Genomic DNA, 14,693 nt, shown 5'->3' with positions numbered 1-14,693 from the left:
CTTAGTTCCTCCCTTTTTCATCTATGTGGCGTAAATAAACTGCGCCGAATGGCGGTACATTTATTTCAACAAAAGCCGGCTGTCCGTGAAACGCTTTGGAAGCCGCTTCAATGGTGCCTTTGTTCACTCGGTTAGAACCTCCATACAAAGTATCATCGCTGTTTAACACTTCTTCGTATTGGCCTTTTTCCGGGACTCCTATTTTATAATCACTGTACCCATAATCACCAAAATTACACACAATTACGAGTGCATTTCCATTTTTATCTTTACGCATAAATGATAAAACGCTTTGCTCATAATTATGGACATCAATCCATTCAAAGCCTTCAGGACTGTGGTCTAGCTCATATAAAGCCGGTTCCGCTTTATAAAACGCCATAAGCTCCATAAAATAACGATTGAAGCTGCGATGCATATCATAATCCGTTAAGTGCCAGTCAATTTCTTCAAGATCCTTCCATTCCGAAAACGGAGCAAGCTCTGTTCCCATAAACAGCAGCTTTTTTCCTGGATGAGCCATCATGAACATAAGCAGCAGGCGCAATTGTGCAAACTTTTGCCAGTAATCACCCGGCATTTTATCAAGAAGAGATTTTTTTCCATGAACTACTTCATCGTGTGAAAACGGCAAAATATAATTTTCCGAATAAGCATACATCAGTGAGAATGTCATAAGATTATGCTTATGCCGGCGTTCATTCCAATGGGTTTCCATGTATTCCAGCACGTCATTCATCCAGCCCATATTCCACTTATAATTAAACCCGATTCCTCCCTGGTAAACAGGAGCAGTTACCTGAGGCCAGTCACTTGAATCTTCCGCGATCATAAGAGCTTTTGAATCGAATGAAAAAACTGCTTTGTTTAACTTTTGCAAAAATGCTATACCGTTCGGATTTGCTTCCAGTCCATCCCGGTTGGGCCAATAAAAAATATTAGAAACAGCATCTACCCTGAAACCATCAATATGATAATAATCCATCCAGAAAAGCGCATTGGAGATCAAAAAGCTATGTACTTCCGTTTTACTTAAATCAAAATTTGCTGTTCCCCAGACATAATTTTCACGATCCCAGCTGTTCTCGTATTCAAAGCTGAAATTCCCATCAAAATTATGAAGGCCGTGAGCATCCTTACAAAAGTGGCCTGGCACCCAGTCCATAATGACACCTAATCCAGCCCGGTGACATTCATCGACAAAGTACATAAAATCCTTCGGTTCCCCATATCTTCTTGTTGCAGCAAAGTAGCCAGTGCTCTGATAGCCCCACGAACGGTCAAACGGATGCTCCGTTACAGGCATTACTTCAATATGTGTGAATCCCTGTTCTTTCACATAAGGAATCAGCATGTCCGCTAATTCACGGTACGTATAAAGGTCATTTTCACCTTTCCCCTTGCGCTTCCATGTGCCTAAATGAACTTCATAAACAGCCATTGGTTCCTCATAAATATGAGAAGACTGTTTACAATTAAGCCATTCTTCGTCACGCCATTCATATCCATTAAGCTGTGTGACAATGCTTGCTGTTTTGGGACGAAGCTCTGCCCTGAAGGCAAAAGGATCCGTTTTATGAAGGACTCTCCCGCTCTGGGCAATAATTTCATACTTGTACAAGGAACCTTCCAAATTGAGAGGAACTTCCAAAAACCACACACCTTCTGCTGAAACCTGGATCATTTCAAATTCTAAGCCGTTCCAGTCGTTAAAATCTCCGATAACTCGTACTTTTTTTGCATTTGGCGCCCATAAAACAAAATATGTTTTATCATTTTTAATATGAGACCCGAATAAGTTATACGCCTTAAAGAGATTTCCTTCATGAAATAAATGGAGATCAAACTCGCTTGGATAAAAATTTTTTGATGACATGGTCCACACCCTTTATATCTATTCTTGGTGAAGTGGAAAAGAGGAAAATGCAGATAAATCCATGATTAGTCTTGATGTTGTTAGTATTCTTTAAAAACGCACATTATCCTTCTTTATTTTCCACATTTATTAATTATTTTCCCTTATTTTTTTAAAAATAACTATAAGCGCGCTTGAAATAAATAAAAATAAAAAAGCACCAAAAAGTTAAAATTAACTTTCTGGTGCTTTCGCTTTTTATGACCCCTACGGGATTCGAACCCGTGTTACCGCCGTGAAAGGGCGGTGTCTTAACCGCTTGACCAAGGGGCCATCTGGCGGAGAAGGAGGGATTTGAACCCTCGCGCCGGTTACCCGACCTACACCCTTAGCAGGGGCGCCTCTTCAGCCTCTTGAGTACTTCCCCAGATGGCTCCGCAGGCAAGACTCGAACTTGCGACCGATCGGTTAACAGCCGATTGCTCTACCACTGAGCTACTGCGGAATACATAGAATGGGCCTGAATGGACTCGAACCATCGACCTCACGCTTATCAGGCGTGCGCTCTAACCAGCTGAGCTACAGGCCCATAAAATTTGCATGTATGGAGCGGGTGATGGGAATCGAACCCACGACATCAGCTTGGAAGGCTGAGGTTTTACCATTAAACTACACCCGCATCGTATTAATATGGTGGCTCAGGACGGAATCGAACCGCCGACACAAGGATTTTCAGTCCTTTGCTCTACCAACTGAGCTACTGAGCCATTTAAAGCATTTTGTATAAAATGGCGGTCCGGACGGGACTCGAACCCGCGACCTCCTGCGTGACAGGCAGGCATTCTAACCAGCTGAACTACCGGACCAGCGATTGCGGGGGCAGGATTTGAACCTGCGACCTTCGGGTTATGAGCCCGACGAGCTACCGAGCTGCTCCACCCCGCGACGATAAAAAATAATGGAGGAGGAAAGGGGATTCGAACCCCTGCGCGGTTTGACCCGCCTGTCGGTTTTCAAGACCGATCCCTTCAGCCGGACTTGGGTATTCCTCCAAATTGTTTTGACTCAAATGGTGGACCTTGCAGGACTCGAACCTGCGACCGGACGGTTATGAGCCGTCTGCTCTAACCAACTGAGCTAAAGGTCCTTTGTTACATTAGATTATGATTTTTTTCAAAACAGCATTTGAAATTATGGTAGCGGCGGAGGGGATCGAACCCCCGACCTCACGGGTATGAACCGTACGCTCTAGCCAGCTGAGCTACACCGCCATAAATGAAAAGTATTGGTGGAGCCTAGCGGGATCGAACCGCTGACCTCCTGCGTGCAAAGCAGGCGCTCTCCCAGCTGAGCTAAGGCCCCAATTTTAAGATGGTCGGGAAGACAGGATTCGAACCTGCGACCCCTTGGTCCCAAACCAAGTGCTCTACCAAGCTGAGCTACTTCCCGTAAAACGAAAGATCGTTTATATATAAATGTAAATGGCGCGCCCGAGAGGACTCGAACCTCTAACCGCTTGATTCGTAGTCAAGTACTCTATCCAATTGAGCTACGGGCGCAGCTATTCGTTTGTAAGATGGTGCCGAGGACCGGAATCGAACCGGTACGGTAGTCACCTACCGCAGGATTTTAAGTCCTGTGCGTCTGCCAGTTCCGCCACCCCGGCATGGAGTGAATCAAGTTGGAGCGGAAGACGGGATTCGAACCCGCGACCCCCACCTTGGCAAGGTGATGTTCTACCACTGAACTACTTCCGCAGATGCGGGTGAAGGGACTTGAACCCCCACGCCTTGCGGCGCCAGATCCTAAGTCTGGTGCGTCTGCCAATTCCGCCACACCCGCATATAAATGGTGAGCCATGAAGGACTCGAACCTTCGACCCTCTGATTAAAAGTCAGATGCTCTACCGACTGAGCTAATGGCTCGGTAAGTGGTGCCGGCAAGAGGACTTGAACCCCCAACCTACTGATTACAAGTCAGTTGCTCTACCAGTTGAGCTACACCGGCGTAAATGGTGGAGGATGACGGGATCGAACCGCCGACCCTCTGCTTGTAAGGCAGATGCTCTCCCAGCTGAGCTAATCCTCCATTTATTATAAGTAAATCGCCAGGCGGCGTCCTGCTCTCACAGGGGGAAACCCCCAACTACCATCGGCGCTGAAGAGCTTAACGGCCGTGTTCGGGATGGGAACGGGTGTGACCTCTTCGCTATTGCCACCTGACTGTTTTACGACATTCATTATTATAACATAATAAAAATATTTAGCAATCATTTTTTGAAATGTTTTTTCAAAAGAGCTTTGCTTGTCTCTAACGGACAAAAAGTAATATATCATAATTTCTTATAATCATGCAAGCATTTTTAAAGGGTTTTTTTGTTTTAAACCGGACTTTGAAAAAGCCGTCTAGATTTTCTTCTCGTCATATATAATACCAACAAAAGATTCAATTGAAAGCAGGTGCTTGTCTAATGGAATGGATATTGGGAACAGATATTTTAATGAAGCTTGGACTGGCCGGCGGTCTCGGTGCTGTAATTGGACTTGAACGGGAATTAAAAAGAAAGCCGGTCGGATTAAAAACAAGCATTGTCATTTCCATTATCAGCTGCTTGTTAACAATTGTTTCTGTAGAGTCCGTTTATCTTTATTATCAAGATACCAGTGTAAATATCACAATGGACCCTTTACGGCTTGCCGCTCAAATTGTATCGGGAATCGGCTTTCTTGGCGCCGGAGTTATTTTGCACAGGGCAAATGACAGCATTTCCGGCCTGACAACTGCTGCGATGATATGGGGAGCAGCAGGTATTGGCGTTGTCGTAGGTGCCGGCTTTTACTCTGCAGCACTTGCCGGCGTAGTTATGATTATTCTGGCGGTAGAAATACTGCCGGTTATTTTAAAATTCACGGGTCCGAGCCGCCTGCAGGAAAAAACTCTTTATATTAAGCTTCGGACTCCCGCACCTCATCATATCCAGGGTATTATCCGGGCTGTAGAGCAGGAAAACATTTCAGTAAAGCGCATTCATATCTTTTATGACGAGAGCAGCTGCACACACCTTTTGGAGTTAAAAGCCGGTGTTTGCTTTAATCGAAGAACAACCGAAGTGTATTATACACTTTCTGAAATTCCAAATGTGCAATTTGTAGATGTGGAGGGTGCTTAAATGCCCCTTCTTCTCTTTTGCCTGTAAAAAAGGACTGCTCTCTTACTGATGAGCAGTCCTTTTTTACAGAAAAATAATGGAGACTATCGGGATCGAACCGACGACCTCTTGCATGCCATGCAAGCGCTCTCCCAGCTGAGCTAAGCCCCCGCGTTTATGAAGCGTTATGTATTTAACACCTAGATTCAATTATACTTATTTTTCGTTTTAATGCAAGACTTTTTTCAATAAAAACTTCGGGGGATTATTCCCCGCGAAGTCTTTTTTCAAGCTCAGCTTTTTTCTCTTCAAAGCCCGGCTTGCCTAAAAGTGCAAACATGTTCACTTTATATGCTTCTACACCCGGCTGATCAAATGGATTAACCCCAAGAAGGTATCCACTTATCGCACACGCTTTTTCAAAGAAATATACTGTGTAGCCAAATGTATAAGCGTCCATTGCCGGAATTGATACAGTTAAATTTGGCACGCCGCCGTCTGTATGGGCAAGAAGCGTTCCTTCAAATGCTTTGTTATTAACAAAATCAACTGTTTCGCCTGCCAGGTAATTTAAGCCGTCCAAATCGTTTTCCGCTTTTTCAATCGTTAATGACTTGCGCGGGTTCTCAACCTTGATCACCGTCTCAAACAAATCACGGCGCCCTTCCTGCACATACTGGCCTAATGAATGAAGGTCAGTTGAGAAGTTGGCGGATGATGGATAAATCCCTTTAAAGTCCTTTCCTTCACTCTCGCCGAACAATTGCTTCCACCATTCAGAGAAATACTGAAGGCCCGGCTCATAGTTGATAAGCATTTCAATTGTTTTTCCTTTGTTGTATAAAACATTGCGGACTGCTGCGTATTGATAGGCTTCGTTTTCTTCCAATTCAGATGAGCTGTAAGCCTCGCGTGCATCGCGCGCACCCTGCATCATTGCTTCAATATCTGCACCCGCCGCTGCGATCGGAAGAAGCCCTACCGCTGTTAATACAGAATAACGGCCGCCGACATCGTCTGGAATAACAAATGTTTCGTATCCTTCTTCATCTGCAACTGTTTTTAAAGCTCCACGGGCTTTATCTGTTGTTGCATAAATACGTTTTTTCGCTTCTTCTTTTCCATACTGCTTTTCAAGAAGATCGCGGAATAGGCGAAACGCAAGCGCTGGTTCTGTTGTTGTACCTGACTTGGAAATAACATTAATGGACCAGTTTTTTCCGTCGAGGACTTCAATTAAGTCACTCATGTATGTAGAGCTAATGTTGTTGCCGGCAAAAAACACTTGCGGACTGTTGCGTTTTTCAGCCGAAAGCACATTATAAAAACTATGGTTTAACATATCAATGGCAGCACGGGCGCCAAGATAGGAGCCGCCGATACCAATTACAACCAATATGTCAGAGTCGTTACGGATTTTTTCCGCGGCTTTTTGAATTCGGGCAAATTCTTCTTTATCATAATCAACAGGCAGGTCAATCCAGCCAAGATAGTCATTTCCCTGTCCTGTTTTCTCATGAAGAGAATGATGCGCCACTTTTACTGCATCGCGTAAATAGCTGATCTCATGCTCACCAAAGAAAGGCAGCGCATTTGAATAATCAAATTTAATGTGCGTCATGCTCAATAACCCTCCGTCTAAACTGTATTTTTCCATTTTACTCTATACGACTGTACGCGGTTTCGCAAGAAAAAAAACAGGGAAAAACCGGGCTTTATTCTGCCCGGTTAAAGCGATGAACGTAAAATGGCAATAACGTCTTCACGGTCCAGTTTGGCGAAATTCCCAAACGGGCCATTGAACAGCGTTTTATCAGCCATTTCTTCAATTCGGCTGTCATCAATGTTGTAATCAGCGAGACGGGCCGGCGCTTCGATGGATGTCCAGAATGCCCGTAATGCTTCAATTCCTTCAAGTCCGGCTTCTTTATCTGACTTTCCTTCCGGGTTCACGTCAAAAACACGAACAGCCAGCTGCTTGAAGCGTTCCGGTTTTACATTCAGATTGTGCTTCATCCAGTTCGGGAATAAAATTGCGAGCCCTCCCCCGTGCGGGATGTCATAAACAGCTGATACGGCATGCTCAATGTTATGTGTTGCCCAATCGCCGCGGTAGCCCATTTGCAGCATACCGTTCAATCCCAATGTGCCGGCAAACATAACCGTTTCACGAAGCTTTTCATCCTGGAGATTATCCATAAGTGCCGGCGCTTTTTCTACGAGAGTTTTCATCGTCCCTTCAATAAGCCGGTCCTGCACATCTGTTTGTTCGGCATTATGGAAATACTGCTCCAGCATGTGAGTCATCATGTCGACAATACCGTATGTTGTCTGGTCGCGTGGTACAGTAAGTGTCCAGCCGGGATCACAAATTGAGAATTTCGGGAACACATGCGGGCTTCCCCATCCAAGTTTTTCATTTGTATCCCAATTTGTGATAACAGACCCTGAATTCATTTCAGAGGCTGTGGCGGCATGCGTTAAAATCGTGCCAAACGGCAATGCATCCTCTACTGCTGCTTTTTTCGTAATAAAATCCCACGGGTCGCCATCAAACTTCGCAGCCGCGGCCACAGCTTTTGCACAGTCAATAACGCTCCCGCCCCCAACTGCAAGGATAAACGAGACATCATTCGCCCGGCATAATTCTGCTCCGCGCTTGACTGTCGAAAGGCGTGGATTTGGTTCGACACCTGACAGCTCCGTAATCTTAAATCCGCCAAGCTGCTCCAAAACAAGATCGTAAAGACCGTTTTTCTTTATACTGCCTCCTCCATAAACGAGAAGAATATTTTCACCATATGGAGCAACATTGTCCCGTAATTGTGTTACTGTGTCCTTGCCAAAAATCCACTTTACCGGATTCCAATAAACAAATTGATTCACTATGCTCAGCTCCTTTTCCATACCATTATGCGAAAAGAACTGCCCGTTTTTCAACTGATTGAACTTGAACCGTAAAAAAAACCGGCTGCGAATCAGCCGGTTTATACCCATCCTCTAAATTTAGAAGCTTCTGCTGCACGGCGTACACCAACCATATAGGCAGCAAGACGCATGTTGACGCCGCGTGTTTGTGAAACTTCATAAATGTTATCAAATGCTTTTATTAAATTTTCATGCAGCTTTTTATTTACTTCTTCTTCCGTCCAGTAATACCCCTGGTTATTCTGTACCCATTCAAAGTAGGAAACTGTTACGCCGCCTGAACTGGCCAGCACATCCGGAACAAGCAAAATCCCGCGCTCCGTCAAAATCTTTGTCGCCTCAAGAGTCGTTGGTCCATTTGCCGCTTCCACAACAATTGAAGCTTGAATAGAGTTGGCATTATCAGCGGTAATTTGGTTTGAAATAGCCGCCGGCACCAGAATATCACATTCTTTTTCCAGAAGCTCCTGGTTGGTGATTGTATTATCAAACAGGGTGGTAATCGTGCCAAAGCTGTCCCGGCGATCTAATAAATAATCGATATCAAGTCCTGCTGGATCATAAATTCCGCCATAAGCATCTGAAATGCCTACTACTAACGCTCCTGCATCATGCATAAATTTTGACAAAAAACTTCCTGCATTCCCAAAGCCCTGGACAATAACCCGGGCCCCTTTAATATCAATACCCCGTTTTTTAGCCGCTTCGTGGATACAAATTGTTACACCCTGAGCAGTGGCTTTTTCACGCCCATGGGATCCGCCAAGAGCGAGGGGCTTGCCGGTAATAAATCCCGGCGAATCAAATTCACGAATCCGGCTGTATTCATCCATCATCCAGGCCATAATTTGTGAATTCGTATATACATCGGGGGCTGGAATATCTTTTGTCGGCCCGACAATCTGGCTGATTGCGCGGACATAGCCGCGGCTGACGTTTTCGATTTCCCGCATAGACAGCTGGCGCGGGTCACATACAACGCCCCCTTTTCCTCCTCCGTATGGCAGATCGACAATTCCCGCTTTTAATGTCATCCACATCGACAGCGCTTTCACTTCTTCTTCGCTTACCTCCGGATGAAAACGGACTCCGCCTTTTGTTGGACCAGGGGCATCATTATGCTGTGCCCGGTATCCTGTGAAAATTTTAACTGATCCATCATCCATTTTTACCGGAATGCGCACCGTCATCATACGGAGCGGCTCTTTCAATAGCTCGTACATTTCTTCGGAGTAACCGAGTTTGGTCAGCGCTTCTTTGATAACATTCTGGGTTGATGTGAATAAGTTTAAGTTTTCAGCCATATACCTTCGCCTCTTTTATTCTCATTTTTTCAGCATTGATCCGTGCTCCCGCTTTCATTGTACGCCGCCGTATGAAACATTCGCAAGCAATTCCATCAGCCTTTTTTCCGTTCTTCCTTCATCGACTGCTCAATCCATTCCTGCAGCTTATCCTGAAGCGGGTGAAAGCCCTCGCCATCATTGTCAATTCGAATTCCCCGCCGTTGATTCCGGCTGCCTTCTTCCGTCGCCCGAATAGACAGGCTGATTTTACTTTCATCTTCGTTTACAGATAGGACCTTCACTGTAATCTCATCGCCTACTGCCAGATAATCGTGAATGTCGCGGACAAATCCATGCGTAATTTCCGATATATGGACAAGTCCCTGGCGCCCATGCTCAAGCGCCACAAATGCGCCATATGGCTGAATACCGGTGATTTTCCCGGTCACAGTCTGTCCCGGCTCAAATTTTGATTCCATCAAATCTCTCCAGTTTTTAATTGGTTTCTTGTTTTATGCGTCGCGATATTATATCATACTTTTGTTTGACTTGAAATTAATCACTAGTTTTTTGGACAAAAAAGAAGTACAGTAATAGTTTCAACACAGATTAGAAATTGAGGGGTTTACACGTATGAAAAAACAGGAACAATGGTCATCGAAGATTGGCTTCATCCTGGCAGCGGCAGGCTCCGCTATCGGGCTTGGCGCTATCTGGAAGTTCCCGTATATGGCGGGAACAAATGGCGGAGGCGTCTTTTTTCTTTTATTTATTTTGTTTACGGTATTAATTGGCGCGCCTATTTTGCTGGCGGAATTTTTTATTGGCCGCCGCACACAGAAAGACGCGGTATCTTCTTTTAAAATGCTTGCGCCTGGCTCTTTTTGGCCGGCCGTTGGCATTGTCGGTGTTATAGCCGCCTTTATTATTTTATCCTTTTACAGTGTGGTTGGCGGCTGGGTCTTGTCCTATATGTGGCGCACCGCGGCTGGGATGCTGAATGGAGGCACAGATTTCACTGCTTTATTCGGGGAGATTATCGCTGACCCTGTTGAAGTTCTCATTGCACAGGCCCTGTTTATGGTCATGACTATTTTTGTTGTACAGGGCGGCGTTCAAAAGGGCATTGAACGCGCCAGCACATTTATGATGCCGGCTCTGTTTATTTTATTTATTGCGCTGGTGGTTCGTTCCTTAACGCTTCCCGGCGCAATGGAGGGTGTAAAATTTTTGCTTTCTCCTGACTGGTCCTATTTAAACGGAGCTACTGCCTTAACCGCTCTGGGCCAGGCGTTTTTCGCCCTGAGTATCGGAGTGTCTGTCATGGTTACGTATGCATCTTATCTGGATAAGAAAGAAGATTTGACCCGCTCTGCTTTTTCGGTGGCCGGTTTAAATATTTTTATTTCTCTGCTGGCAGGCCTTGTTATTTTCCCCGCTGTCTTTGCACTCGGATTTGAGCCGGGACAGGGGCCGGGCCTTGTTTTTGTCGTACTGCCGGCTGTTTTCTCACAAATGCCTTTTGGCTCCCTGTTTTTCTTTGTTTTTCTTGTTCTTCTATTATTCGCAACATTAACCTCCGCTTTTTCCATTCTGGAAATTGTGGTGGCCGCTGTGACAAAACAAAAAAGCGAAAAGCGGAAAAAAGCGGCCTGGCTGTCGGGGCTGGCTATTTTTATCGCTGGTATTCCATCCGCTCTTTCATTTGGTGTGATGAGCCAGGTGACTATCTTCGGAAAATCCTTTTTTGATTTTGTCGACTTTTTAACAAGCAGCATTGCCATGCCGCTCGGGGCGCTTTTTATTGCTTTTTTCACTGGTTTTTGGATGAAGAAAACGGAGGTGCAGGAGGAAGTGCTGCGGGGCTCTTCAATGAGCAGCGGATTATTCAACGTCTGGTATATGCTCGTTAAATTTGCAGCGCCAGCTGCCATCTTATTCATTCTTCTGCAATCCCTTGGGTTATTTTAAACAAAAAGGAAGAGCCTCAAATGGCTCTTCCTTTTTGTTTTTCGAGAAACCGGCTGATGCGCTTAATGGCTTCCTGCAGCTGAGCCATAGAGGACGCATACGAGCAGCGAATGTAGCCCTCGCCGCCTTCTCCAAATACAGATCCCGGCACAACAGCTACTTTTTCTTCGAGCAAAAGCTGCTCGGCAAATTGCTCGGAGGTGAGACCCGTGGACTGAATGGATGGAAACACATAAAACGCCCCGCCTGGCAAATGGCAGTCAAGCCCGATTTCTTTAAATGACTGTACCATGTAGTTGCGGCGCTGCCGGTAATCTTTTTTCATGCTTTCTACATCGCTCATGCCATGCTGCAGAGCTTCCACCGCTGCATACTGGGCAGGAGTTGAAGCGCACATCATTGCATATTGATGGATTTTCAGCATCGCGCTTGATATGTCCTGCGGCGCGCAAACAAACCCCAGACGCCAGCCTGTCATTGCAAATCCTTTGGAAAAGCCATTAATTAAAATCGTTCGCTGGCGCATTCCATCAAGCGCCGCTATTGACGTATGCGGGCGGTCATAAGCAAGCTCCGCATAGATTTCGTCCGCAATAACAAGCAAATCATGTTTTTTTACGATTTCAGCAATCAGCTCAAGGTCATCCCTGTCGAGCTGTGTGCCCGTTGGATTATTTGGATAGCAAAGAAGAACCGCTTTTGTTTTTTCTGTAATGGCTGCCTCAAGCTGCTCCGGCTGAAGTTTAAATCCTGTTTTACCGGTAGTGCCGATTGTCACGGCACGCCCTCCTGCCAGTTCGACAAGCGGGGCGTATGAAACGAAGCAGGGCTCAACCACAATAATTTCATCCTTTGGATCTGTAATGGCCCGGATGGCAATATCAAGCGCCTGGCTTGCTCCTACGGTGACAATGATTTCCTCTTTTGGTGCATATTCCACATAAAACCGTTCCTGCATATAGCGTGAAATTTCTCTGCGCAGTTCAATCAAACCGGCATTGGCTGTATAAGAAGTAAATCCCCGTTCAAGCGAGTTGATAGCCGCTTCCCGCACCGGCCAGGTTGTCACAAAGTCCGGTTCGCCTACACCAAGAGAGACTACACCCTCCATTGTTGCTGCCAGATCAAAAAACTTGCGGATACCGGACGGGCGCATTCGCTCCACTGACTTTGCTACATAGCTCTTCGTCACATTCATCACGGTGACACCACAATTCGGTTGTCTTCATTTTTTGATGTATAAATCATGCCGTCATGCTTATATTTTTTCAGCTGGAAATGAGTTGTTGTTGAAACAACTGAATCAAGCGTTGACAATTTTTCGGATACGAACCGGGCAATCTCATTCATCGACTTTCCTTCAACAGTCACCGATAAATCATACACGCCCGACATTAAATAAACCGAGCTGACTTCTTTAAAGCGGTAAATTCGTTCTGCCACTTCATCAAAGCCCACACCGCGCTTTGGTGTTACCTTGACATCGATCATCGCCGTTACACCTGTGTAATTATCCATCTTCGCCCAGTCTACAAGCGTGGCGTAATGCACAATTACTTTTTCTTCTTCCAGGCGGCGAATGGTCTCCGTAACCTCTGTTTCGGAAAGGCCGATCATTTTGGCAATATCGGCCGCTTCAAAACGGGCGTCTTTTTGCAGAATTTCCAGAATTTCCACTTCTTTTTCGTTCAGCTTCATGACTTAATCCTCCTCAATGATGTCAAAACTACATGGTTCATTATAACAAAAATTACGGCTATTTGTTTTATACACTAAAAAGATAACATATTTTTGTTTTTTTTCACAAAGAGCAGGAGGAATTGTTTTTGATACTCAGCAGCTTTTCTGCTAATTTAACAGGGCTGCCGCCGGGCATTGGCGCATCAAATGAGTGTTCATAAATACGGCGGATTTCCGCTGCCAGTTTTTCAGCATTCTTCTGCTGGTGAACGGCATAGATCACATCAGCCATTTCAGTATCATAAAAGCCCGCTCCCGCCTGGTAAGGGTCGAATGACATTAAAACGTCAGCGAGCGCAAAATTTAATTGGGCAGTTTCATTCATTTGTAATCACCTTTCAACTTAATGTATGTTTATTGTCAAGGAGAGTGAAAGGCATGTCAAGATTTGATGAAGTCATTGAACGCCGCGGGACAAATGCGGTGAAATGGGATGGATTAAAAACTGTTTTTGGCCGTGAAGATGTTTTGCCAATGTGGGTGGCAGATATGGATTTCAAGGCTCCGGAGGTCGTAATTGATGCTATTAAGCAATCAGCAGAGCATGGGATTTATGGCTATACAGTCGTTCCTGATTCAACCCGGGAAGCGATTGTAGATTGGATGAAAGACCGCCACAGCTGGAAGATTCATAAAGAATGGCTGCTTTTTAATCATGGCGTTGTTCCATCGATTGGCGCAGCCGTGGAAGCACTGACAGAGCCCGGGGATGCCGTTATTGTCCAGCCGCCTGTTTACAATCCATTTTTCGATATGATCGAGAAAAACGGGCGCAAACTCGTTTACAACGAATTAGTTTTACAAGATGGCCATTATAAGATGGATTTAGCCGACCTTGAAGAAAAAATAAAAGCTGAACGAGCAAAAATGGTTGTTCTTTGTTCCCCTCACAATCCAGGAGGACGCGTTTGGACCAAAGAAGAATTAACGGCGCTTGGCAGTGTATGTGAGAAGCATAATGTTTTTCTGGTTGCGGACGAAATTCACGCGGATCTGACACGAGAGCCGCATAAGCACATTTCCATCGCTTCCCTGTCAGAACGCTATGCCGCTTTTACAGTAACGCTTATTGCGCCAAGTAAAACGTTTAATTTAGCCGGCTTGCAGGCATCTTCTTTAATCGTACCGGATAAAACCATTCGTACGAAAATCCAAAAGGTATTTGCAAAACAGGGTCAGTTTACCTTGAACCAAATGGGCATCGCCGGCATGGAAGCTGCCTACCGGTCCGGCCATGAATGGCTAGATGAAGCGCTTGAATATATTCACGGAAATGTACAGCTTGTGAAGGAGTACGCGGACAAAAACATTCCGTCCCTGTCGGTAATGGAGCCGGAAGGAAGCTATCTTGTCTGGGTGGACTGCCGGGCGCTTGGGCTTTCTGACAAAGAACTGCTTGACCTTTTTCTTGACCACGGTGTTGCCCTTGGAAACGGAGCCAAATACGGGCCGGGCGGAGAAGGCTTTATGCGGATTAACGTCGCCTGCCCCCGTTCTACTGTCGCTGAAACAATGGAACGGATGAAAAAAGCAGCAGACTCCCTTTCATAAATTCGAGTTAGTGAAAAAGCGGCTCGTTTCCCTGCCAAAATGGCGTGATACCTTTTTTCAAGTAAAAAGGGGCCCGGATTATCCTTTATAATCCGGGCCCCAGGCTGTTGACAAACGCTCGCTTTCGGCGTCACTTGCCGGCTGTGAATGCTCATGACCCCCTAAAGGTCACTCCGCTTCCCAGCCGGCGGCGTTCCTGGAAAGACAAGCGTTT

At 45.6% G+C, this 14,693-nt stretch carries 11 protein-coding genes, 21 tRNA genes and 1 rRNA gene; 3 read left to right on the top strand and 30 right to left on the bottom strand.

Translation table 11 applies throughout. From position 1 onward, the window contains the following. Position 1 precedes the first annotated feature (1 nt). The 22 genes from glgB to rrf form a co-directional block, all read right to left on the bottom strand. Entirely contained in the window at positions 2 to 1,876 is a 1,875-nt protein-coding gene (gene glgB / locus VP98_RS17350) for a 1,4-alpha-glucan branching protein GlgB (RefSeq protein ID WP_046176624.1), read from the bottom strand. Positions 1,877 to 2,116: 240 nt separating this feature from the next. After that, a tRNA-Glu gene (locus VP98_RS17345) sits at positions 2,117 to 2,188 on the bottom strand. A gap of 3 nt (positions 2,189 to 2,191) precedes the next feature. Further along, positions 2,192 to 2,282: transfer RNA gene (locus VP98_RS17340), tRNA-Ser, on the bottom strand. Between the two features lie 3 nt (positions 2,283 to 2,285). Continuing rightward, a tRNA-Asn gene (locus VP98_RS17335) sits at positions 2,286 to 2,360 on the bottom strand. Positions 2,361 to 2,370: 10 nt separating this feature from the next. Beyond that, positions 2,371 to 2,444, bottom strand: a tRNA-Ile gene (locus VP98_RS17330). 16 nt (positions 2,445 to 2,460) lie between these two features. Continuing rightward, positions 2,461 to 2,534 (bottom strand) — tRNA-Gly (locus VP98_RS17325). Between the two features lie 12 nt (positions 2,535 to 2,546). Next, positions 2,547 to 2,622, bottom strand: a tRNA-Phe gene (locus VP98_RS17320). Between the two features lie 22 nt (positions 2,623 to 2,644). Next, positions 2,645 to 2,721 (bottom strand) — tRNA-Asp (locus VP98_RS17315). Positions 2,722 to 2,726: 5 nt separating this feature from the next. Next, positions 2,727 to 2,800, bottom strand: a tRNA-Met gene (locus tag VP98_RS17310). A 14-nt stretch (positions 2,801 to 2,814) separates the two neighbouring features. Further along, positions 2,815 to 2,907 (bottom strand) — tRNA-Ser (locus tag VP98_RS17305). Positions 2,908 to 2,925: 18 nt separating this feature from the next. Further along, a tRNA-Ile gene (locus VP98_RS17300) sits at positions 2,926 to 3,002 on the bottom strand. A 47-nt stretch (positions 3,003 to 3,049) separates the two neighbouring features. Beyond that, positions 3,050 to 3,126: transfer RNA gene (locus tag VP98_RS17295), tRNA-Met, on the bottom strand. Positions 3,127 to 3,141: 15 nt separating this feature from the next. After that, positions 3,142 to 3,217 (bottom strand) — tRNA-Ala (locus tag VP98_RS17290). Between the two features lie 10 nt (positions 3,218 to 3,227). Continuing rightward, positions 3,228 to 3,304, bottom strand: a tRNA-Pro gene (locus VP98_RS17285). Between the two features lie 33 nt (positions 3,305 to 3,337). Next, a tRNA-Arg gene (locus tag VP98_RS17280) sits at positions 3,338 to 3,414 on the bottom strand. An 18-nt stretch (positions 3,415 to 3,432) separates the two neighbouring features. Beyond that, positions 3,433 to 3,521, bottom strand: a tRNA-Leu gene (locus tag VP98_RS17275). 16 nt (positions 3,522 to 3,537) lie between these two features. Beyond that, positions 3,538 to 3,612: transfer RNA gene (locus VP98_RS17270), tRNA-Gly, on the bottom strand. Between the two features lie 3 nt (positions 3,613 to 3,615). Continuing rightward, positions 3,616 to 3,697: transfer RNA gene (locus tag VP98_RS17265), tRNA-Leu, on the bottom strand. Between the two features lie 7 nt (positions 3,698 to 3,704). Continuing rightward, a tRNA-Lys gene (locus VP98_RS17260) sits at positions 3,705 to 3,780 on the bottom strand. A gap of 6 nt (positions 3,781 to 3,786) precedes the next feature. Further along, positions 3,787 to 3,862 (bottom strand) — tRNA-Thr (locus VP98_RS17255). Between the two features lie 5 nt (positions 3,863 to 3,867). Then, a tRNA-Val gene (locus tag VP98_RS17250) sits at positions 3,868 to 3,943 on the bottom strand. An 18-nt stretch (positions 3,944 to 3,961) separates the two neighbouring features. Beyond that, a 5S ribosomal RNA gene (rrf, locus tag VP98_RS17245) occupies positions 3,962 to 4,077 on the bottom strand. Between the two features lie 248 nt (positions 4,078 to 4,325). Between rrf and VP98_RS17240 the strand changes: the two genes are divergently transcribed. After that, positions 4,326 to 5,024, top strand: coding sequence for an MgtC/SapB family protein (locus tag VP98_RS17240; RefSeq protein WP_046176623.1), 699 nt, complete (start codon positions 4,326 to 4,328; stop codon positions 5,022 to 5,024). Between the two features lie 77 nt (positions 5,025 to 5,101). Here VP98_RS17240 and VP98_RS17235 read toward each other — a convergent pair. The 5 genes from VP98_RS17235 to yugI form a co-directional block, all read right to left on the bottom strand. Beyond that, positions 5,102 to 5,174: transfer RNA gene (locus VP98_RS17235), tRNA-Ala, on the bottom strand. Between the two features lie 94 nt (positions 5,175 to 5,268). Then, positions 5,269 to 6,624, bottom strand: a complete 1,356-nt coding sequence (locus VP98_RS17230; protein WP_046176622.1) for a glucose-6-phosphate isomerase — start codon at positions 6,622 to 6,624, stop codon at positions 5,269 to 5,271. A 107-nt stretch (positions 6,625 to 6,731) separates the two neighbouring features. After that, positions 6,732 to 7,889 (bottom strand): iron-containing alcohol dehydrogenase, encoded by a 1,158-nt coding sequence (locus tag VP98_RS17225; protein ID WP_156151420.1) that lies wholly within the window; start codon positions 7,887 to 7,889, stop codon positions 6,732 to 6,734. A 101-nt stretch (positions 7,890 to 7,990) separates the two neighbouring features. Beyond that, positions 7,991 to 9,235, bottom strand: coding sequence for a Glu/Leu/Phe/Val family dehydrogenase (locus VP98_RS17220; protein ID WP_046176621.1), 1,245 nt, complete (start codon positions 9,233 to 9,235; stop codon positions 7,991 to 7,993). Positions 9,236 to 9,330: 95 nt separating this feature from the next. Further along, the gene (yugI, locus tag VP98_RS17215; RefSeq protein ID WP_046176620.1) at positions 9,331 to 9,696 is read right to left on the bottom strand and encodes a S1 domain-containing post-transcriptional regulator GSP13; all 366 of its coding nucleotides are present in this window, start codon (positions 9,694 to 9,696) and stop codon (positions 9,331 to 9,333) included. A 154-nt stretch (positions 9,697 to 9,850) separates the two neighbouring features. Between yugI and VP98_RS17210 the strand changes: the two genes are divergently transcribed. Further along, positions 9,851 to 11,188, top strand: a complete 1,338-nt coding sequence (locus VP98_RS17210) for a sodium-dependent transporter (RefSeq protein WP_046176619.1) — start codon at positions 9,851 to 9,853, stop codon at positions 11,186 to 11,188. A 16-nt stretch (positions 11,189 to 11,204) separates the two neighbouring features. Here the strand turns inward: VP98_RS17210 and VP98_RS17205 are convergent, their stop codons facing one another. From VP98_RS17205 to VP98_RS17195, 3 genes are all read right to left on the bottom strand, one after another. Then, positions 11,205 to 12,386 carry an aminotransferase gene (locus tag VP98_RS17205; RefSeq protein WP_046176618.1) on the bottom strand — a complete coding sequence of 394 codons (1,182 nt, stop codon included), beginning with the start codon at positions 12,384 to 12,386 and terminating at the stop codon, positions 11,205 to 11,207. Next, positions 12,386 to 12,886: an Lrp/AsnC family transcriptional regulator gene (locus VP98_RS17200; protein ID WP_046176617.1), complete on the bottom strand. Its 501-nt coding sequence runs from the start codon at positions 12,884 to 12,886 to the stop codon at positions 12,386 to 12,388. Before VP98_RS17200 ends, VP98_RS17205 begins: the two co-directional genes overlap by 1 nt. Before the next feature lie 103 nt (positions 12,887 to 12,989). Beyond that, complete coding sequence (locus VP98_RS17195) at positions 12,990 to 13,253, bottom strand: DUF1871 family protein (protein WP_046176616.1); 264 nt, start codon at positions 13,251 to 13,253, stop codon at positions 12,990 to 12,992. A gap of 53 nt (positions 13,254 to 13,306) precedes the next feature. Between VP98_RS17195 and VP98_RS17190 the strand changes: the two genes are divergently transcribed. Continuing rightward, positions 13,307 to 14,479: a MalY/PatB family protein gene (locus VP98_RS17190; RefSeq protein WP_046176615.1), complete on the top strand. Its 1,173-nt coding sequence runs from the start codon at positions 13,307 to 13,309 to the stop codon at positions 14,477 to 14,479. Positions 14,480 to 14,693: the final 214 nt, after the last annotated feature.

Origin of the sequence: Domibacillus indicus (genome assembly GCF_000970685.1) — a bacterium.
Classification (GTDB): domain Bacteria; phylum Bacillota; class Bacilli; order Bacillales; family Domibacillaceae; genus Domibacillus; species Domibacillus indicus.
Note: the sequence above shows the minus strand (reverse complement) of the source record. Positions and strands in the feature narration are given on the sequence as shown.

Excerpts from the sequence above, each read along its gene's own strand:
- glgB (WP_046176624.1), bottom strand. The coding sequence starts at position 1,876 with ATGTCATCAAAAAATTTTTATCCAAGCGAGTTTGATCTCCATTTATTT.
- VP98_RS17240 (WP_046176623.1), top strand. The coding sequence starts at position 4,326 with ATGGAATGGATATTGGGAACAGATATTTTAATGAAGCTTGGACTGGCC.
- VP98_RS17230 (WP_046176622.1), bottom strand. The coding sequence starts at position 6,624 with ATGACGCACATTAAATTTGATTATTCAAATGCGCTGCCTTTCTTTGGT.
- VP98_RS17220 (WP_046176621.1), bottom strand. The coding sequence starts at position 9,235 with ATGGCTGAAAACTTAAACTTATTCACATCAACCCAGAATGTTATCAAA.
- yugI (WP_046176620.1), bottom strand. The coding sequence starts at position 9,696 with ATGGAATCAAAATTTGAGCCGGGACAGACTGTGACCGGGAAAATCACC.
- VP98_RS17210 (WP_046176619.1), top strand. The coding sequence starts at position 9,851 with ATGAAAAAACAGGAACAATGGTCATCGAAGATTGGCTTCATCCTGGCA.
- VP98_RS17205 (WP_046176618.1), bottom strand. The coding sequence starts at position 12,386 with ATGAATGTGACGAAGAGCTATGTAGCAAAGTCAGTGGAGCGAATGCGC.
- VP98_RS17200 (WP_046176617.1), bottom strand. The coding sequence starts at position 12,886 with ATGAAGCTGAACGAAAAAGAAGTGGAAATTCTGGAAATTCTGCAAAAA.
- VP98_RS17195 (WP_046176616.1), bottom strand. The coding sequence starts at position 13,253 with ATGAATGAAACTGCCCAATTAAATTTTGCGCTCGCTGACGTTTTAATG.
- VP98_RS17190 (WP_046176615.1), top strand. The coding sequence starts at position 13,307 with ATGTCAAGATTTGATGAAGTCATTGAACGCCGCGGGACAAATGCGGTG.